The sequence below is a fragment of the Gammaproteobacteria bacterium genome (genome assembly GCA_028819075.1).
Taxonomy (GTDB): domain Bacteria; phylum Gemmatimonadota; class Gemmatimonadetes; order Longimicrobiales; family Gaopeijiaceae; genus BD2-11.
The window spans coordinates 125,481-142,003 of the sequence record JAPPMM010000018.1; the positions used below are offsets into that span (position 1 = coordinate 125,481).

At 68.9% G+C, this 16,523-nt stretch carries 18 protein-coding genes; 9 read left to right on the forward strand and 9 right to left on the reverse strand.

What is annotated here, in order from left to right:
* Nucleotides 1-7: 7 nt before the first annotated feature.
* The 7 genes from OXU32_04390 to OXU32_04420 all read right to left on the reverse strand — a co-directional run bounded on the left by OXU32_04390 (nucleotide 8) and on the right by OXU32_04420 (nucleotide 7,847).
* The gene (locus OXU32_04390) at nucleotides 8-955 is read right to left on the reverse strand and encodes a MoxR family ATPase (protein ID MDE0073208.1); all 948 of its coding nucleotides are present in this window, start codon (nucleotides 953-955) and stop codon (nucleotides 8-10) included.
* Entirely contained in the window at nucleotides 952-2,283 is a 1,332-nt protein-coding gene (locus tag OXU32_04395; GenBank protein MDE0073209.1) for a DUF4350 domain-containing protein, read from the reverse strand. The genes OXU32_04390 and OXU32_04395 overlap by 4 nt, the downstream gene beginning before the upstream one ends.
* On the reverse strand, nucleotides 2,280-2,921 hold the full coding sequence (locus OXU32_04400; GenBank protein ID MDE0073210.1) for a DUF4129 domain-containing protein: 642 nt from the start codon (nucleotides 2,919-2,921) through the stop codon (nucleotides 2,280-2,282). Before OXU32_04400 ends, OXU32_04395 begins: the two co-directional genes overlap by 4 nt.
* Nucleotides 2,922-3,809 carry a hypothetical protein gene (locus tag OXU32_04405; protein MDE0073211.1) on the reverse strand — a complete coding sequence of 296 codons (888 nt, stop codon included), beginning with the start codon at nucleotides 3,807-3,809 and terminating at the stop codon, nucleotides 2,922-2,924.
* A 100-nt stretch (nucleotides 3,810-3,909) separates the two neighbouring features.
* Nucleotides 3,910-5,787, reverse strand: a complete 1,878-nt coding sequence (locus OXU32_04410) for a hypothetical protein (protein ID MDE0073212.1) — start codon at nucleotides 5,785-5,787, stop codon at nucleotides 3,910-3,912.
* Entirely contained in the window at nucleotides 5,784-6,191 is a 408-nt protein-coding gene (locus OXU32_04415; GenBank protein MDE0073213.1) for a hypothetical protein, read from the reverse strand. Before OXU32_04415 ends, OXU32_04410 begins: the two co-directional genes overlap by 4 nt.
* Before the next feature lie 3 nt (nucleotides 6,192-6,194).
* A complete protein-coding gene (locus OXU32_04420) occupies nucleotides 6,195-7,847 on the reverse strand; it encodes a hydantoinase B/oxoprolinase family protein (GenBank protein ID MDE0073214.1) in 1,653 nt (550 codons plus the stop codon).
* 74 nt (nucleotides 7,848-7,921) lie between these two features.
* Between OXU32_04420 and OXU32_04425 the strand changes: the two genes are divergently transcribed.
* The 6 genes from OXU32_04425 to OXU32_04450 all read left to right on the forward strand — a co-directional run bounded on the left by OXU32_04425 (nucleotide 7,922) and on the right by OXU32_04450 (nucleotide 13,495).
* Complete coding sequence (locus tag OXU32_04425; GenBank protein ID MDE0073215.1) at nucleotides 7,922-8,191, forward strand: hypothetical protein; 270 nt, start codon at nucleotides 7,922-7,924, stop codon at nucleotides 8,189-8,191.
* A 231-nt stretch (nucleotides 8,192-8,422) separates the two neighbouring features.
* The gene (locus OXU32_04430; protein MDE0073216.1) at nucleotides 8,423-9,541 is read left to right on the forward strand and encodes a tetratricopeptide repeat protein; all 1,119 of its coding nucleotides are present in this window, start codon (nucleotides 8,423-8,425) and stop codon (nucleotides 9,539-9,541) included.
* Complete coding sequence (locus tag OXU32_04435) at nucleotides 9,538-10,233, forward strand: zinc ribbon domain-containing protein (protein ID MDE0073217.1); 696 nt, start codon at nucleotides 9,538-9,540, stop codon at nucleotides 10,231-10,233. Before OXU32_04430 ends, OXU32_04435 begins: the two co-directional genes overlap by 4 nt.
* Nucleotides 10,226-11,302, forward strand: coding sequence for an isocitrate/isopropylmalate family dehydrogenase (locus OXU32_04440; protein ID MDE0073218.1), 1,077 nt, complete (start codon nucleotides 10,226-10,228; stop codon nucleotides 11,300-11,302). Before OXU32_04435 ends, OXU32_04440 begins: the two co-directional genes overlap by 8 nt.
* A gap of 101 nt (nucleotides 11,303-11,403) precedes the next feature.
* Nucleotides 11,404-12,606, forward strand: a complete 1,203-nt coding sequence (locus OXU32_04445; GenBank protein ID MDE0073219.1) for an acetyl-CoA C-acyltransferase — start codon at nucleotides 11,404-11,406, stop codon at nucleotides 12,604-12,606.
* Between the two features lie 10 nt (nucleotides 12,607-12,616).
* Nucleotides 12,617-13,495: a 3-hydroxybutyryl-CoA dehydrogenase gene (locus OXU32_04450; GenBank protein ID MDE0073220.1), complete on the forward strand. Its 879-nt coding sequence runs from the start codon at nucleotides 12,617-12,619 to the stop codon at nucleotides 13,493-13,495.
* Nucleotides 13,496-13,559: 64 nt separating this feature from the next.
* Here the strand turns inward: OXU32_04450 and rpsU are convergent, their stop codons facing one another.
* Nucleotides 13,560-13,760, reverse strand: coding sequence for a 30S ribosomal protein S21 (gene rpsU, locus OXU32_04455; GenBank protein ID MDE0073221.1), 201 nt, complete (start codon nucleotides 13,758-13,760; stop codon nucleotides 13,560-13,562).
* Nucleotides 13,761-14,376: 616 nt separating this feature from the next.
* Between rpsU and OXU32_04460 the strand changes: the two genes are divergently transcribed.
* Together OXU32_04460 and OXU32_04465 are read left to right on the forward strand one after the other, a co-directional pair.
* Nucleotides 14,377-14,553 carry a hypothetical protein gene (locus OXU32_04460; GenBank protein MDE0073222.1) on the forward strand — a complete coding sequence of 59 codons (177 nt, stop codon included), beginning with the start codon at nucleotides 14,377-14,379 and terminating at the stop codon, nucleotides 14,551-14,553.
* A gap of 278 nt (nucleotides 14,554-14,831) precedes the next feature.
* Nucleotides 14,832-15,068, forward strand: coding sequence for a hypothetical protein (locus OXU32_04465; protein ID MDE0073223.1), 237 nt, complete (start codon nucleotides 14,832-14,834; stop codon nucleotides 15,066-15,068).
* 21 nt (nucleotides 15,069-15,089) lie between these two features.
* On the opposite strand, the gene ssb is transcribed toward OXU32_04465, so the two are convergent.
* Nucleotides 15,090-15,533 carry a single-stranded DNA-binding protein gene (gene ssb / locus OXU32_04470; GenBank protein MDE0073224.1) on the reverse strand — a complete coding sequence of 148 codons (444 nt, stop codon included), beginning with the start codon at nucleotides 15,531-15,533 and terminating at the stop codon, nucleotides 15,090-15,092.
* A 198-nt stretch (nucleotides 15,534-15,731) separates the two neighbouring features.
* Here ssb and OXU32_04475 point away from each other — a divergent pair, with 198 nt between their 5' ends.
* Nucleotides 15,732-16,517 carry an enoyl-CoA hydratase-related protein gene (locus OXU32_04475; protein ID MDE0073225.1) on the forward strand — a complete coding sequence of 262 codons (786 nt, stop codon included), beginning with the start codon at nucleotides 15,732-15,734 and terminating at the stop codon, nucleotides 16,515-16,517.
* Nucleotides 16,518-16,523 lie beyond the last annotated feature (6 nt).

Below are 16,523 nucleotides of genomic sequence, written 5' to 3' on the forward strand. Positions count from 1 at the left end.
CGGGCTGCTACCGTGGCGCTTCCAGCGTCTCGAGCAAAGCCGCCACCTCGTCGTCGGAGGATCGTCCCTCCACCTCCGCTTCGGGGGTGAGGACCACCCGGTGGCGGAGGACCGGGAAGGCCAGCGCCTTTACGTCGTCGGGAATGGCGAAGTCCCGGCCGCTGAGCCAGGCCTCGGCCTTGGCCGCCTGAAGCAGGGCCACGCCGGCGCGCGGGCTCGCCCCCAGCGCGAAGACCGATTCCCCGCGCGTCGCACGCACGATGTCGGTGATGTAGCGGCGGATGCGCTCGTCCACGTGCATGCGGTTCACGGTGTCCCGCATCGCCAGCAGCTCCTCCCGCGACACCGGCTCGCCCAGTGGATAGGTGGCCTGGTCGTCCGCCCGGAAGCCGGCGTCGTGGCGGTCGAGGATGCGGCGCTCCGCTTCCTCCGGGGGATAGTCCACCGAGATCTTCATCAGGAAGCGGTCCACCTGCGCTTCCGGCAGCGGGTAGGTGCCTTCGTATTCGACCGGGTTCTGGGTGGCGAACACCGTGAAGGCCTCCGGAAGCGGACGCGTTACCCCATCCACCGTGACCTGCCGCTCCTCCATCGACTCGAGCAGCGCGGCCTGGGTCTTGGCGGGCGCCCGGTTGATCTCGTCGGCCAGCAGCAGATCGGCGAAGACGGGCCCCGGCCGCCAGGTAAAGTCGCGTCCGGAGCCGTCGAGGACGTTCACTCCCGTGAGATCGGTGGGCATCAGGTCCGGGGTGAACTGCACCCGGCCGAAGTCCAGGCTCAGCCCGCCGGCGAGCGCGCGCACCGCCAGGGTCTTCGCCGTTCCCGGGACGCCTTCGACGAGCGCGTGTCCGCGGGCGAGGAGGGTGATCGTCATCTGCCTGAGCATGGTGGCCTGGCCGAGCACGATCTGGTCGAGGGCGGCGAGCAGGCGAAGCGCCGGATCCGGCGAATTCATGCGGGGATCCTCCCTTGGGTGTGGTTGTCGATGCCCTGCGCGACCCGAACAAGGTCCAGGGGACTGGCCTCGAGGCCCCGGCGGATGAGCCTGAGTGCGCGGGGGCGCGCGGTCCGCTTCTCCAGTCGCTCCAGCAGACGCTCGGCGTCCCGCAGGTCATGGGGAGGCGGGAGATGCGCGGCGCGCGCAAGCCGTCCGAGCATCAGAACTGCCGCAGTCTCCCGGGCCTGCGCGCTCTCGTACACCGCTGCCAGGGCCGTCACGTGTTCCAGCGCGGACCGCCCGGGGCCGCCGGCCGGGGCCAGCGGAGCGCCGAAGCGGAGTCCGGCGCAGAAGAACGCCAGAAGAACGACCACGCCCAGGTGAAGCGACGCCCTGCCGGCGGGCGTGCCGACGAGGAAGTCCACGGTGGCGCGCGCGGGGGAGCGGGACGCCCCCAGTCCCTGGCTGAACTCGTCGAAGAAGACGGAATCCCCCGGGCTCGTCCAGGCGATGGCCGCGCGCACCGCCAGAACGGCCAGAGGCGCCTCGTCGGCGAAGCGATTGGACAGGGGAGCGGCGTCGGCGAAGCTGACGATGCGCCCCTCGCGCAGCGGAATCGAGACAGCGACCGCCCAGCGATGGCCGGCCGAGTCGGGGGCGGAAAGGAGCAGGGGATGATGGGGCACGGGATCGGGCCCTGGCTCTTCGTCCGCGTCCGCCTCGTCCTCTTCTTCGTTCTCCGCAGAGGCGGTGTCGGGCGCGATGGCGTAGCGCGCTGCGCGGGCCACCGGCAACCCTTCGGTGAGGGGGTGATCCCCGCTCCAAAGCGGGCCGTCGTCGAACTCCGCACCCGGCGACGTGCCCGATGCCTCCGCGGAGTCGCCGTCTTCCAGGAGCGTGCGCCGGACCAGTCCGAGCGAGTCCAGGATGGGCGACGCGGGCCGAGGGGCGTGGATCAGGGTGCCCCCGTCCCGCACCCACTCCAGCAGCTCGTGGACCTCGCGCGGGCTCGGGCGCCGCACCGGTTGCAGCATCACCAGGGTCCCGCGCAGGGGCTCGGCGTCGACGAGCGGCGTCACCCGGGTCGCGGTGCGAGTTCCCAGGCGCGCGATCGACCGGTACAGCGCCGCGACCCCGTCGGGCGTGGCGCGCAGCGCGCTGCGGCGGACGTCTCGGGCCGAGGAGCCCGAGGGGCGCAGCGCGAACGCCGTCACCACGAGGAGTAGCGTGACAACCGCGATCGCGGCCAGAACTCCCCAGCCGGCGCCGGGAGAAGTGGACCCTCGCGGCCGCCGGTCACCGCGCCCGGTCGTCCCGGCGCGCGGCCGAGCCTGTTCCGAGGTCACCTCTCCGCCTCGGGCGCCCCTTCGCACCCTGCCTGCCCGGCCAACCGTTCGAGACCGCGGTAGCCGGACAAAGTGGGGGTCTCCTGGCCGAAGGCGAGCTCCTGGAAGGAGCGGATGAAGTTGGCGGTCTCGGCCTTCTCGCGTTCGTCGATGACCCCGCCCCCGGCCACCTCCAGCGCATACTCCCCGGGGGTCTTGGACGGATGAAAACCCACCGCGCCCCTGCGCTCCAGCGTGAGGACGAATCCCTGATACAGTGCCGTGGCGGCGTGCCGGTACTCCGCGGCGCGCGCTCTCTCGCCGGCGATGCGCAGCCAGTCCCGAGCGGTGCGGCGCTCGTCGGGTACCGCTTCCGGATCACGCCGCGCCGACTGCGGACCCGTCTGCGGCAGCGCGCGCAGCACAACGTAGGCGACGGCGCCGAGGCAGACGGCCGCGACGACGACGGTCAGCAGTTCGGCCTGTGATTCCGAAATGCCAGGGAACATGCCGCGGACCCAGTCCCAGAACCGCACCCACAGCTCGGCCAGCACGCGACTCGACAACCCACCCTCGAAGGCCTGGAATTCCGGTCCCGCAAGGATGTCTGCGAGGGTTCGCGACACCTCCTCGGCGGAAGGAAGCTGCTCCTGGAACACTCAATCCGCCATCGCGCGGGCGGCGGCCTCGAGATCCGTCCCTTCGCTCCGCGCCTTCAGGTCCGTGAAGAGCACCATGGCGCACGCCATCATCAGCGGAGTGGTCACCGACTGAAAGCCCAGTCCGACGATCTGGATCACCCAGAACCGGGCCAGGCCGATGGTCTGGGCCGGATTGGCCGCGAACAGGTCTCCCGCCGAGCCCGCAAGCGCGTACGCGGCCACGCCGGGCATGGCGGTGATGAACCAGGTGACCACGACGACGAAGAAGGTGCGCATGCGGCTGCCCCGCACCAGCTCGAAGGATCGCCGGAGGCCCGCGAGCGGTCCGCGCCCCTCGACCACGGTTGCGGGCACGAGCATGAAGACGTGCGTCGCCCACCATCCGACGACTGCTGCCGCCATCGCCAGGATCACGAAGGACGAGATCAGGGCGCCCGCGAGCGAATCGGCGGGCCCGGCGAAGGCCACGAGCGCAACCATGGGGAAAGCCAGGGTGAAGATCGCAGCCCCCAGGACCGCCAAGGCAAGAGCGCCGGCGGCCACCAGCCGGGGAAGGGCGGCCAGCGCCCGCGTGTAGCTGCTCCCGATCGAGGCCGGCCGATCGCCCATCAGGTTGTCCATGGCCGCCGCGAGTGCCCCCCAGGTCAGCAGCGAGAACACCATGCCGACGGCCATGAGTCCGAAGAACGGCAGAACCGCGCCAGGGTCGGCCAGGATGACGTCCGCATCGATCTCGGACGCGGTCGGGATCACCGTCGCCACCATTGCCGGCACCAGCCCGACGAGGGCGAGCGGCATGTAGAGCCGATAGTCGCGCCGGAAGAGTCCGAAGCCGAGGTCGAGAACCTCCCCGAAGTCCAGAGGCCGCAACGGGATTGCCGACATCGATTTCTCCGGTCCGGTCTCTTTCCGCCCCCAGGATGTGGCGCCCGATCGGCGCAATCAAACGTATCCGCCAAAGGCAGGCAAGCGATCCCGCCTTCCCCTACCCGGGGCCTGGACGGCCTCGTCCAGGGCGCTGCGGCCGCTCCGAATCCGCGAAACGGCGCCGCGCCTCCCGAACGATCTCGGCGAATGCCGGGTCGCTGCGGATGGGGTCCCAGGCGGGATCGGTGCGCAACATCATGAGCCGGGGATCAGATGTCTCGAGTGCCTCCCGGAGCTGATCGAGGGCGCCTTCGCTGTCACCGGCCCAGAGGGACGCCTCGGCGAGAGAGGTGGGCGCAACCCGCCGGCCCTCGGCCTGGATGGCGTGGAGGCGGTCGAGCTGCCACGTCCAGTACCCGGCCGTGCCACCGGACGCGACCGCTTGCTCGAGCTGGTCGACGGCCTGCGCGCCGGGCGCTTCCGGCCACCCGTAGGTGCTCCAGCGGCGCATGGTCGCCACCGCGGCCGCGACATCTCCCGCGGACGCGCGCATGCGCGCCAGCGTCTCCCACACCGGGCCAACGTTGGGATGGTCGATCAGCAACGTCTCCAGCACCTCGATGGCCGAATCGATACGCCCGTCCCCCGCCAGACGCCGCGCCACGAATATCTGGCGCCCGGCATCAGTGCGCGCCGTCTGCAGGATACGGCGGCTCACGGCGTCCTCCAGGCCGCGGCCGATCTCCGTCGTGGCCACGGCCCAGGTGGTATCCAGCTCGGCCAGTGGAACCCGGGGGGAACCGGCTCCAAGCTGTGCTGGCGCCGGAATCGCGAATCCTTCCGTGGCAGGCTCCCGGGGGAGGCTGCGTTCGAGGAAGTCGACCACCTCCCGTGCTTCGGCGGAACCCGGATCGAGCGCCAGGGCGCGGGTGGCTTCCTCGCTTGCCCGCACCACTTCCCCGGCATCCAGGAAGCCGCCTTCGATGGCGGCCAGGAAGCGCGCTCCGGCCAGGCCCGCGAGCGCGGGAGCGAAGCCCGAGTCGCCGCGCAGCGCCTCCTGGAAGTATTCCACCGCCCGGCGGTACCCGTCCGCCGTGCCGAGCCCGTACTCGTACCGTCCCCTCAGATAGGCCTCCTGCGCTGCCGGATCGCCGCTGGGCCCGCTGGCCGCGGCCAGCGCGACCTCCCCCTGCTGGCCGGGCCTCCCCGGAATCCCGGATGTCACCGCCATCGCCACTTCGCTCTGGAGTGCGAGCACGTCGGTCATTTCGCGGTCGAACCGAAAGGTCTCGATGTGGGAGTCGCTCGCGGCGTGAATGAGCTGAAGTGTGATGCGCACCTGGTCGCCCGCGCGGGTCACCGACCCCTCCACCAGCGCGTCGACTCCAAGTTCGCGTCCGATGACCGGCGCGGAGGTGGTCGTGCCCTGGTACTGCATGACCGAGGTTCGGGACGCCACTCGCAGCCACTCGAGCTGGCCGAGGCTCGCGGTCAGCTCCTCCTGCAGACCCGCGACGAAGTAGGCCTCGCTCGCGTCCGGGGAGAAGTCCTCCAGCGGCAGCACGGCGATCGACGTGATCGGCTGGTCGGGATCGTAGACCTCCAGCGCGATCGTCTCCTGCCCCTCCCCGGACGTGAAGGCGCCCCTGGACGAGAGCCAGCCCGCCAGCCCGCCGGCAATCCCGATGGTGAGTACGAAGAACGCGACGCGCGGAAGGATGCCCTGGGCCGGGCTGTCGGGGGTCCGCCGTATCCCGTCCCTGGTGCGTTCGTACACCCAGGCCAGCGCGACGCCGGGCGGAAAACCGAGCACGACGAGCACTACCAGAATGCGCAACCCGGTGTCGCCCATGCCGAACGCGGGAAGGACGATCTCGCCCAGCTGCAGGAGCACGAAGGCGACGGCGCAGTATCCCAGGGCGAAGCGCACCACCCGCCTGCGCCGCAACTCGGCGATCAGATCGGCGAAGGCGAATCGACGTTCAGGCAGGGTCATGCGGCGTCTGGGTCGCGAAAGAGGTGGAGCGCCGACCCTTTAAAGACACGTCCCTTTGCGCGCACGCTGAATCGGTATCTCCCGGGAACCGGGAACACCACGTTCTCCACGGGCATGATCAGGCAGGTGCGGGCAGGCGGCCGATCGGGAGCGCGCGGGTCGACCTGGGTCTCGCCCTCGACCGTCAGGCACGGCTTCTTCGAAGGATCGAGCAGGTCCACCCGAAAACGATAGCTGCCGTCGTCGCTCCGGTCCCACTCGATGCCCGCCACGATCACCATGCGGCTCTGGACCGCCGGGAACCCTGGCGCGAACAGGTCGTTGAAGGCGCCCTGGACGTCGATCCGGGTTCCGGAGGAAGCCTGCTGCGCCGAGTCGCAGGCCAGCGAAAGGTAGAGTTCCATACCCTACGCCTTGGCGCCGGGCGATCGATCCGCGGCGTCGTCGGGAGGTCCCCAGCCACCGCCGCCGGGCGACCGGATGCTGATGATGTCCCCCGCCTTCACCTCCAACGAGGTCTTCCCCGGCAGGATCCGCTCCTCGTCCCCGGAGATCAGCGTGTTGATCCCGGGCGCCCCGTCCTCCCCGCCCCGCGCCCCCGCCGGACCGCGCGTGCGCCGTTCACAGAGGAGCGTCGACCCCCCGTTCACGAGCATCATGATGTCGCGGCGCAGCCCGTCTCCCCCGCGGAACCGCCCCCGCCCCCCGCTGCCGCGGCGGAGCGAATAGCGCGTCACCCGGAAGGGATAGGCGTGCTCCAGCGCCTCCACGGGCGTGTTGAGCGAGTTGGACATGTGGCAGTGAACCCCCGAGAGCCCGGGACGGCCCGGACCGGCGCCCATCCCGCCCCCCACCGTCTCGTAGTACGCGAAGCTCTCGCCGCGAAGGTCGATTCCGCCCATGGTGGTGTTGTTCATGGTCCCCTGGCTGAGCGCGGGCACGAGATCGGGCAGCGCCTCCGCGAAGGCGCGCAGCAGCGTATCTGTGATCCGCTGGCTGGCCTCCACGTTGCCCGCGGCGACGCTGGCCGGCAGGTGCGCGTTCACAAGCGAGCCCGGCGGAAGGCGCTGCTCCACGCAGGTCATCGACCCTCCCCCCGCGGGCAGTTCCTCGCCCAGCAGCCCCTCCACCACGCAGCGCACCACGTAGCGCACCGCGGACGAGGTGATGGCCGCCACCGCGTTGATCCCGCCCTCGGTCTGGGGCGAGGTGCCCGCGAAGTCGATCACCAGCCCGTCGCGCGATACCTCGATCGCCACCCGGATGGGCACCGGACCGTGTCCGAACCCGTCGTCGTCCATGAAGTCCTCCGCCTCGAAGCGCCCCGCGGGCATGCGCCGGATGCCGGTGAGGAGGAGGCGGTCGGCGTAGGCGACGAGCTCGTACATGGCGCCCAGCACCGCCCCGCTGCCCCGCCGCTCCACCAGGTCGAGCAGCCGCACCTGTCCGGTGTAGAGCGCCGCGATCTGCGCCTGCAGGTCGCCCGCGCGCTCGACCGGGGTGCGCACGTTGGCCATGATGGTGTCCCACAGCCCGTGCCGCCGCTTTCCGCGCACGAAGAGCCGCACGGGAGGGATGCGCAGCCCCTCCTGGTAGATCTCGCGGGCCAGCGGCATCGACCCCGGCGTCATCCCGCCCACATCGGAGTGGTGCGCCCGCGAGGCGACGTAGCCCAGCAGCACGCCGTCGGGCCGCGAATACACGGGCGCGATGAGCGTGATGTCGGGGAGATGGGTCCCGCCCCTGAAGGGATCGTTGAGGCACGCGATGTCGCCGTCCTCGAGGGTGCCCAGCTCCGCGAGGGCGGCCTCCACGCTCATCGGCATGGCGCCGAGATGGACCGGCATGTGGTCTCCGAGCGCGACCGCGATGCCGTCCGGCGTGAAGAGCGCGCACGAATAGTCGCGGCGCTCCTTGATGTTGGGAGAGAAGGAGGAACGCCGCAGCGCAGCCCCCATCTCCTCCGCGAGCGCGGCGAACAGTTGCCGGAAGATCTCGAGCGTCACGGCGTCCGGACGAACGCCGGAGATCCCGCCCGGATTTGCACCGCTCGCGGTCACAGCGTAACCTTGCTGGGCTTTTCCGCCGGATTTTGGGTCGGCGATGTCGTCATGCATGGCAAAAGGAGGTGAAGTTGTCGGATTCGAAGCTCCTGGATCGAGCCAGGGATGAGCTTTTCAGTCACATCAACCGATGTGGCGTGGTCGACGCCAGCGAGGCCGACCAGACGGAGTGGATGAACGATACCATCGACTATCTCGGGGAACGTTATCCGACTCTCGCGGCACACGAACTGCGCTTTCTGCACGCCGTCGGCATGCGCTTCTGCCAGCCCGCCATAGCCCGCGGCGCCGCCACAATCACCACTGGCGGCAACTCCGACGCTCCCGCCGGCCAGGAGTAGTCCGGGCGCCCGAGAATACCGCAGCCCGGCACACCGGCGCAAATCTGTGCCGGTTCTCATTCAACCCGCACAATTCTGCCGCGCGCCGCTCCGTCGGACACCGCCGGAGTCTGGTTGCCGTATGGGCCCCAGGTTAGATTTGGGCGCGCTCGCGCCTGCGAGACCCTGGTCCGAACCGGCCATCCTGCGGGCACTCCGGAAGCGCCCCACATCTCCATCGGGAGGATGCGGATGATGCAAGAGCGGTTCCTGAGCTCTGAAGAATACGATGAGGAAGCATACAAGCTCTACGATGAAGGCGATTACGAAGGGGCCCTCGAGATGTTGAAGGAGGGCCTTTCCTTATATCCCAATGCCGTGGAACTGTACGTCGGCATGGGATACGCGCGGCTCGCGCGCGAGGAGTATGCGTGGGCCCGCGAGAGCTTCCAGCATGCGCTCATCCTGGATCCCGATCACGAGGACGCCCTGGTGGGAATGGGAGAGCTGCTCCTCCGGTTCGGAAAGAAGGAGAGCGCGCTCAGGCTCTTCAGGAAGGTGGAGGCTCTCGGCTACGACGCGGACATGGACCTCATGCTGACGATGGGCCGGGCTCTGTACGGTGCGGGTCTGTACGTGGAAGCGCGCGACGCGTTTGCCAGACTGGTGGCATCGAGGCCGGACTCGGCCGAGGCGGTTGCGGCGCTCGGGTACGCGCTCCAGCGCACCGGAAACGAGCTCGAGGCGACCCGCCACATCCGGCGCGCGCTGCGGCTCGCCCCGGAACTGCATGAGGCCCGCATCTTCCTGGGTCATGTGCTGTACGACCGTGCCGACCGGGAAGGAGCGATGCGCGAGTTCGAACAGGTGCCCCCCGCCGAGCACTGGGACTCGCGGGCGGTATGGCGGGTGATCGAGTTGAACGCTTCCCTGAGGGGCGTCCCGGTAGACGATGCGCGCATGGAGCCCTGGCAGGCCCGGCTGCGGGAGCTGGAAAGCCTTTCGGATCCGCTCGACCGGCTGCTGGCCGAGGTGGAGGCGCAGGCCTCCGGCATCGTCGAGTCCGTGACCGACCACCAGCAGCTGGAGCTGTTCGAGAACGCGCCGCTCGCGGATCGCGAAGCGCACCACCTCCGTACCCGCGAGGGCCGGCCCTTCCGGGGGACCTGGCACGAGATCGTACGCCAGATGCGTGACGACGCGGGATTCTCGCACGAGACCGTTTCCCACTACATGCGGCGGTTGTCCGAGCGCTGGCGGGAGCAGTTCGGCCTCCAAATCCCGATCGTGGATCCGGAGAGCTTTCTGACGGCGGCGCTCCGGGCCGGGCTCATGCAGCGCGTCGACGATGGTCCCGCTCCCGCCGGATGACCCCCCCGACGACCGGCCCCGACCACCCCGTGACCGCCTCCGATCTCCCCGGCCGCCTGTTCGCCGCCCTCGTGCGCGAGATTCGGACACAGTGGCCGGAGTACCTCGATTCGCGCTTCACGGTTGCCGAGATCTACCAGAACCTCATTCCCTGGCGCAGCCACCGGAACGCCATGGACATCGCCACCAGCGCCGAGTACGAGCAGGCGCTGCTTCGCCTGCTGGCGGGCGAGGGCGACTACCTGGCGCTGGAGTCGCAGGCCGCACGGCAAGAGATCCAGGCCGAACTGGAGGCCCGCTTTCCCAACACGGGGCTGTATCGAGATTTTGCCGCGGTGGGGGTTCGTCTCAACCCGAGCCGGCTGCCGGCGCGCGATGGTGGCCCCGGGCACACCGAGACGTCCGCTTCGAACGTCCTGGATCAGGACACGCTCGCGGTGGCGGAGCGGGAGCCGGACGCGGCGCCCGGGATCACCGCGCCCGCGGCAGCCCGGGCGCAGGCCGATGACGGAGCAGCGGCGGGGCAGGTGTGTTCGGGATGCGACCGGGAACTGCCGGACATCGAGGGGGTGCGCTTCTGTCCGTTCTGCGGCCAGGACGCGCGCATCATCGCATGTTCCGCATGCGGGATGAGGGTGGAAGCCGAATGGTCCTATTGCGTCGGATGCGGGAGGCGCGCCCGGCGTGCGTGAGGCTGGGGGCGGGGCGGCGCGGGTTGCGGTCATTCCCGGAGACGGCATCGGGGTTGACGTCACCCGTGAGGCGGTACGCTGTTTTCGGGCGGCGGCCGATCTGCACGGCGCCGCGGTCGACTTCGTCCACTGGGACCTGGGGGCCGAGCGCTACCTGCGCGACGGCGTGACCGTCACCGACGACGAAATCCGCCGCCTCGCGGACAACTACGACGCCATTCTTCTGGGCGCGCTGGGAGATCCCCGGGTGCCCGACAACCGCCACATCCGCGACATACTCCTGGGACTCCGGTTTCGCCTCGACCTCTACGTCAATTTCCGGCCCTGCGAGCTGCTCGATCCCCGCTACTGCCCGCTGAGTGAGGTTCCCGCCGGCGGGATCCACATCGACATCTTCCGCGAGAGTACGGAAGGCGCCTACGTGAACATGGGCGGGCACTTCAAGAAGGGCACTCCCGATGAGATCGCGATCCAGGAGGATGTGAATACGCGCAAGGGGGTGGAGCGCCTGGTGCGGGCCGCCTTCGAGTACGCGCGCGCCGAGGGGAGCCGCCGGGTGACGATGGTCGACAAGGCCAACGCCCTTCCCGCCGCGGGCGCGCTCTGGCGCCGGACGTACGACGACGTGCGTGCCGAATACGGGGAGATCGAGAGCGACGTCATGCTGGTGGACGCCATGGCCATGGATCTGGTGCGCCGCCCGGGACGCTACTCCGTGCTGGTCACGTCGAATCTTTTCGGAGACATCATCAGCGACCTTGCCGCGGAAGTGACCGGGGGGCTCGGCATGGCGCCTTCGGGGACGCTGCACCCCGGGCGTCATGCCCTGTTCGAGCCCGTGCACGGCTCGGCTCCGGACATCGCCGGCAGCGGACGGGCCAACCCGGTCGCCGCTGTCCGCTCGGCGGCTCTCATGGCCCGCCACCTGGGCCACGACGCGGTCGCCGGAGACATCGACCGTGCCGTCCGGCTCGCCCTCGCCGAGGGCCAGGTCACCCCGGATCTGGGTGGTACGCTCACGACTGCGGCGGCCGGGGGAGCCATATGTGACCGGCTCAGCGGGCCATAGGCCATAGGGCACGCCCGCCGCCCAGGGCCCCTCCCTCGGGGGCGCGACCGCAAGCAATTGATGTAAGGGAGACTGCACATGACCGATCGAGAGAGCCGCACATGACCGGCCGCGCGAGAGAAATCGTCTTCCTTTCCGGAAAGCGGACCGGCTTCGGGGCGTTCGGCGGATCGCTCAAGCATCTGTCGGCCACCCAACTGGGCGTCGTGTCGGGCAGGGCCGCGGTAGAGGCCGCCGGCCTCACGCCCGACCGGCTCGACCATGTCGTCTACGGGAACGCGCTCCAGACCTCGGGCGACGCCATCTACCTCGCCCGTCACGTCGGGCTGGGGGTGGGCACCCCCGACCGCGTTCCCGCCCTGACCGTCAACCGGCTGTGCGGCTCGGGCTTCCAGGCGATTGCCAGCGGGGCCCACGAGATCCTCCACGGCGGCGCCCGGGCGGTGCTCTGCGGCGGGACCGAGTCGATGAGCCAGGCGCCCCACGTGGTGCGCGGCGCCCGCTGGGGCAACCTGCGCCTGGGGGATCCCGGCCGCTACTTCGAGGACCTGCTCTGGACCGCCCTCGAGGACACCAGTTGCGGCCTCACCATGGCACAGACCGCCGAAGAACTCGGTGACCGGTACGAGGTGACGCGCGAGTACTCCGACGAGGTAGCGCACCGCAGCCATGTGCGCGCCCGGGCCGCCTGGGACGAAGGCCGCTTCGCCGACGAGGTCGTCCCCATCACCATCCGCACCCGCAAGGGCGAGAAGGAGTTCGCCGCCGACGAGCACATCCGCGCCGACGTCTCGCTGGAGGGGCTGGCCCGGTTGCGGCCGTACTTCCGCAAGGGCGGTTTCGTCACGGCCGGGAACGCGAGCGGCATCGGCGACGGATCGGCCAGCACCGTCATCGCCGACGCCGAGTGGGCCGCCGGCGAGGGGCTCTCGCCCATCGGCCGCCTGGTCTCGTGGGCGTTCGTGGGCGTGGAGCCGAAGATCATGGGTATCGGACCCGCTCCGGCCGCCCGCGCCGCCCTCGACAGGGCGGGCCTCGCGCTCGACGACATGGAACTGGTCGAGGTCAACGAGGCGTTCGCGCCGCAGTACGCGTCCGTCGAGCGTGATCTGGGACTGGACCCGGAAAGCACCAACGTCAATGGCGGGGCCATCGCCATCACGCATCCGCTGGCGGCCTCGGGAACCCGCCTCACCATCCACCTGCTTCACGAACTGAGGAGGCGCGGCGCGCGCTACGGGCTGGGCTCCGCGTGCATCGGGGGCGGCCAGGGCGGGGCCGTGGTCGTCGAAGCCTTCTCCTGAGGAGGAAGACGTGAACATTCAGCGAGTAGGGGTCGCCGGCTGCGGCCTCATGGGGAGCGGCATCGCCGAGGTCGCGGCCAGGGCCGGATTCGACGTCCTGGTGAGCGAAGTCGACGAAGGCGCGCTCGAAGGCGGCAGGAGCCGAATCGTCAAGTCGATGGGCCGGGCGGTGGAGAAGGAAAAGCTCTCCCCGGCGGCGCGTGACGAGGCCTGGGGCCGGATGTCGTTCACGACGTCGCTCGCGGACATGGCCGACCGGGACCTCGTGATCGAGGCGATCGTCGAGGACCTGGCCGTCAAGTCGGAGCTGATGGGCGCGCTGGACGAAATCACCGGTCCGGAGACCATCTTCGCATCCAACACCAGCTCGCTCACGATCACCGAAATCGCTGCTGCCACCGGTCGCCCCGACCGGGTGGTCGGACTCCATTTCTTCAATCCGGTGCCAGTGATGAAGCTGGTGGAAGTGGTCCGCACCATCGCGACCGACGAGAAGGTCTTCGACGCCGCCTACCGGTTCGCGCGCGACCTGGGCAAGGAGCCCATCAAGGCGAAGGACAACTCCGGTTTCGTCGTCAATCTGCTGCTCGTGCCCTACATGCTCGACGCGATTCGCCAACTGGAGCGGGGCGTGGCGTCGGTCGAGGACATCGACCGCGGGATGATGCTGGGAACCGGCTACCCGATGGGCCCGTTTCTCCTCTGCGATTTCGTCGGCGTCGACACGACGTACCGCATCGCGGAAATCATGTTCGAGGAATACCGGGAATCAAGATACGCCCCGCCGCCGCTTCTCAAGCGGCTTGTGGCGCTGGGCAGATTCGGGCGCAAGACCGGGAAGGGATTCTACGACTGGAGCGCGAAGCCGCCGCGTCCTCTGCCGCTGTAGCCGGCTAAACTGCAGGAGCCCGTCCTGGGGCAAGGAGCGGGCTGTAGTCGGGCGCGCGCGTCTCTCAGCGCCGGGACGAGGTTCGCCTCTGACGCCGCCGTTCGCGGCGGATTGCGGCTTCCCTCTTCCGCTTGCGTTGCGCGCTCGGCTTCTCGTAGAAGCGCCGTTTGCGCAACTCGGAGTAGAGCCCGGATCGCTGTACCTTGCGCTTGAAGCGTCGAAGCGCCCGCTCCAGATTCTCGCCTTCCTGAATCAAGACTTCCAAACAGAGCCTTCCTTTCGCTGTAGCCTGTTCCGCTGAGACACCGCGAGCGACGCCCTCGGGTCCGGGCAGGCAATCTAGTCGATTCCCGGCCTTCCCGGAATCCCCGTTCGCTCTCGTCCCGGAGCGCGGAGCAGGCGATCTGCCCGGTTCGTGCGGCCGGCTGGCGGGGTCAGGGCCCACATTGGCTTCCGCCGGGCACGGAGGAGTGCAGAGCCGGTTTTTTGCAAAACATTTGTATCGGAAGGATCTCCGGGACGTCACGGGCGCGTAGGTGGAAAACGAGCGTGGGCAGCAACTTATGGAAGCCATGAAGCTGCCTTGGAGGGGTTCGCGCAGTGCTCGGGAACAAGTGAATTATCGTTTTTGTCGATATCATGTAACTCATTGATACACAATTAGTTATGAGATTTTACCTGTTCGCTTTCGATTCGTTTCGATACCCTTGCGCCCCCGGGTCCGACGTCTTACCATCCGTGCCTTGAAGGATGATCGCCAAGTGCCGGGTCCGGCCCATCGCGGGGTCTTGAGGGCCGCGCGGGGGAAGAGGAATCAGATTCAGCTTTCGTTTCACATCGTCCCAGGGGAGCGAGCCGCCAAGATGTGGGAAACCCGATCCGTGAACCTCAACGTACGTCTGCCGCGCGACATCGCCAGGAAGGCCGAAGCGGTCCAGGAATCAGACCCGGAGTTTCTCAGCCGCGTCCTCATCGGGGGACTTACCCGCCGCAGCATCTACGAGCACCTGAAGGAGCACGAGGAGTCTCTCACCCCCTGCACCCGCGAAGCCCGCTAGACGCAGGCTTGCTCAATACCCGGCATGGCATTGTTGAACCGGTTCCAGTAGAATACACCCGCCTGAAAGAGATCTCCTGATCGGGGCCCTTTCAGTTCAACGTCCGACGCACGCCGGTTGCGGGGGACAATACGGGAGGAGACGTGGCGGGTACTGATGGGCCGGGCGGAACCGGGGCCCACTCCTCACAGCACGCGCAGGACCGCGCGTCGCTCGCTGTTTTGCGCGCGAAGCATCGTGACTATTGTTCCGCGCGTGTATTCCGGATCATCCAGCGCATGTCCCCGGACGAGATGTTCGTCTTCGTCAAGGATCTGGTCCGGGATTCCGGGGAACCCGGAGAACTCTCGTACGACGAGATGGTTCGCCTGGCCACGACAAGGATCTACGCGGAGGAAGAACTGCCTTCCTTCGAGGACTGGGTCGAGCAATACAGGGACAACCCCGAACACTTCGAAGCCGTGCTGCTCGATCTGTGGCGTTCGGAGGAGCGCAGGCAGCCTCCGTCGCGCTGACGGCGGGCGGTTCGCTCGCGGTTAGAAGGGCAGATCGTCGTCGGGCTCCTGCATCCGTCCGCCGCGCCTTGCCGCATCTGCGCCCGACCGCTGCGGGCGGCCTCCCGCGTCGCCCATCTCGGGCGTCCTGCCTCCCGACCCGAGCATGATCATTTCCCGCACAATGATGTCGGTCCAGTAGCGCGTCTCTCCCTGCGGGGTCTGGGTCTGCGAGTACTCGATCCGGCCTTCGACGTACAGGCGGTCTCCCTTCTTCACCCACTGCTCGACGACGTCGGAAAGCCGTCCGAAGAAGGTGAGACGGTGCCACTGCGTGCGCTCCTGCTGGCGCCCCGAGCGGTCGTTGAAGGTCTCGTTGGTAGCGACGGAGAACTTCGCCACCTTGGTGCCGGAAGGCGTCATGCGGATGTCGGGATCCGAGCCGACGTTGCCGATGAGGGTGACCTTGTTCAGCGAGCGGCTCATGGGCAAGCCTCCCTGGGCTCTGTTGGGGTGTTCAAGGGGCGAAGTGTAACCTAACCGGGCCGGGGTGGCCATGCCGCTGAGAGGCGCTCGCGAGCGACGGACGGCTGGCGCCGGGAAGCGTCCGGGCGGTAGTATTCGTGCCGGTTCGACGGAACCTCTTCCGACCCCTTCGACACCTCTTCCCAGCGGATTTCTGCCATGCCGGAACGGCAATACGTGCGTCTCGAGCGGGACCAGGAGATCGCGATCGTAACCATCGACCGCAGGCGAAAGCTGAATGCCCTCAACCCCCGCGTGGTTGCCGAGATCGGGGATGCGTTCGAAGCGTTGCGCGAGGACGGCGGCGTGCGCGGCGTCGTGCTGACGGGCGCCGGCGAGAAGGCCTTCGTGGCGGGAGCGGACATCGGGGTGCTTGCGGAGATGACCCCTCTTTCCGCCGTGGAGGTGAGTCGCCGGGGGCAGGAAGTCCTGGCGCTCATCGAGCGCTTTCCGAAGCCGGTGATGGCGGCGGTCGGGGGCTTCGCCCTCGGCGGAGGATGCGAGCTGGCGATGGCCTGCCACCTGCGCATCGCATCGTCCAATGCTCGCTTCGGACTTCCGGAGGTCACGCTGGGCATCGTCCCCGGATACGGCGGCACCATTCGCCTCGCCCGCATCGTCGGGCTGGGGCGGGCGCTGGAGATGACGCTCACGGGCGACATGATCGACGCCGCGACCGCGGAGCGCTTCGGGCTGGTCTCGCGGGTGGTCGAGCGGGCGGAGCTGCTGGACGCCGCGGTCGCGCTGATGCGCAAGATCACGAAGAACGCGCCGGTCGCGCTCCGGTTCGCCCTCGAGTCCATCTACTCCGCGCTCGACAGCGCCGAGGCGGATGCGCACGCCTTCGAGTCCTCGCTCTTCGGCGTGCTGGCGGCCACCGGGGACATGCGCGAGGGAATGGACGCGTTTCTGGAGCGGCGAAAGGCGAACTTCCAGGGACGTTGACGCGCG

Bases quoted from the DNA above. Each gene is read 5' to 3' on its own strand.
- OXU32_04465 (MDE0073223.1), top strand. From the start codon at position 14,832: ATGTCCCCGGACGAGATGTTCGTCTTCGTCAAGGATCTGGTCCGGGAT.
- OXU32_04390 (MDE0073208.1), bottom strand. From the start codon at position 955: ATGAATTCGCCGGATCCGGCGCTTCGCCTGCTCGCCGCCCTCGACCAG.
- OXU32_04405 (MDE0073211.1), bottom strand. From the start codon at position 3,809: ATGTCGGCAATCCCGTTGCGGCCTCTGGACTTCGGGGAGGTTCTCGAC.
- OXU32_04435 (MDE0073217.1), top strand. From the start codon at position 9,538: ATGACCCCCCCGACGACCGGCCCCGACCACCCCGTGACCGCCTCCGAT.
- OXU32_04410 (MDE0073212.1), bottom strand. From the start codon at position 5,787: ATGACCCTGCCTGAACGTCGATTCGCCTTCGCCGATCTGATCGCCGAG.
- OXU32_04415 (MDE0073213.1), bottom strand. From the start codon at position 6,191: ATGGAACTCTACCTTTCGCTGGCCTGCGACTCGGCGCAGCAGGCTTCC.
- OXU32_04475 (MDE0073225.1), top strand. From the start codon at position 15,732: ATGCCGGAACGGCAATACGTGCGTCTCGAGCGGGACCAGGAGATCGCG.
- OXU32_04430 (MDE0073216.1), top strand. From the start codon at position 8,423: ATGATGCAAGAGCGGTTCCTGAGCTCTGAAGAATACGATGAGGAAGCA.
- OXU32_04445 (MDE0073219.1), top strand. From the start codon at position 11,404: ATGACCGGCCGCGCGAGAGAAATCGTCTTCCTTTCCGGAAAGCGGACC.
- ssb (MDE0073224.1), bottom strand. From the start codon at position 15,533: ATGAGCCGCTCGCTGAACAAGGTCACCCTCATCGGCAACGTCGGCTCG.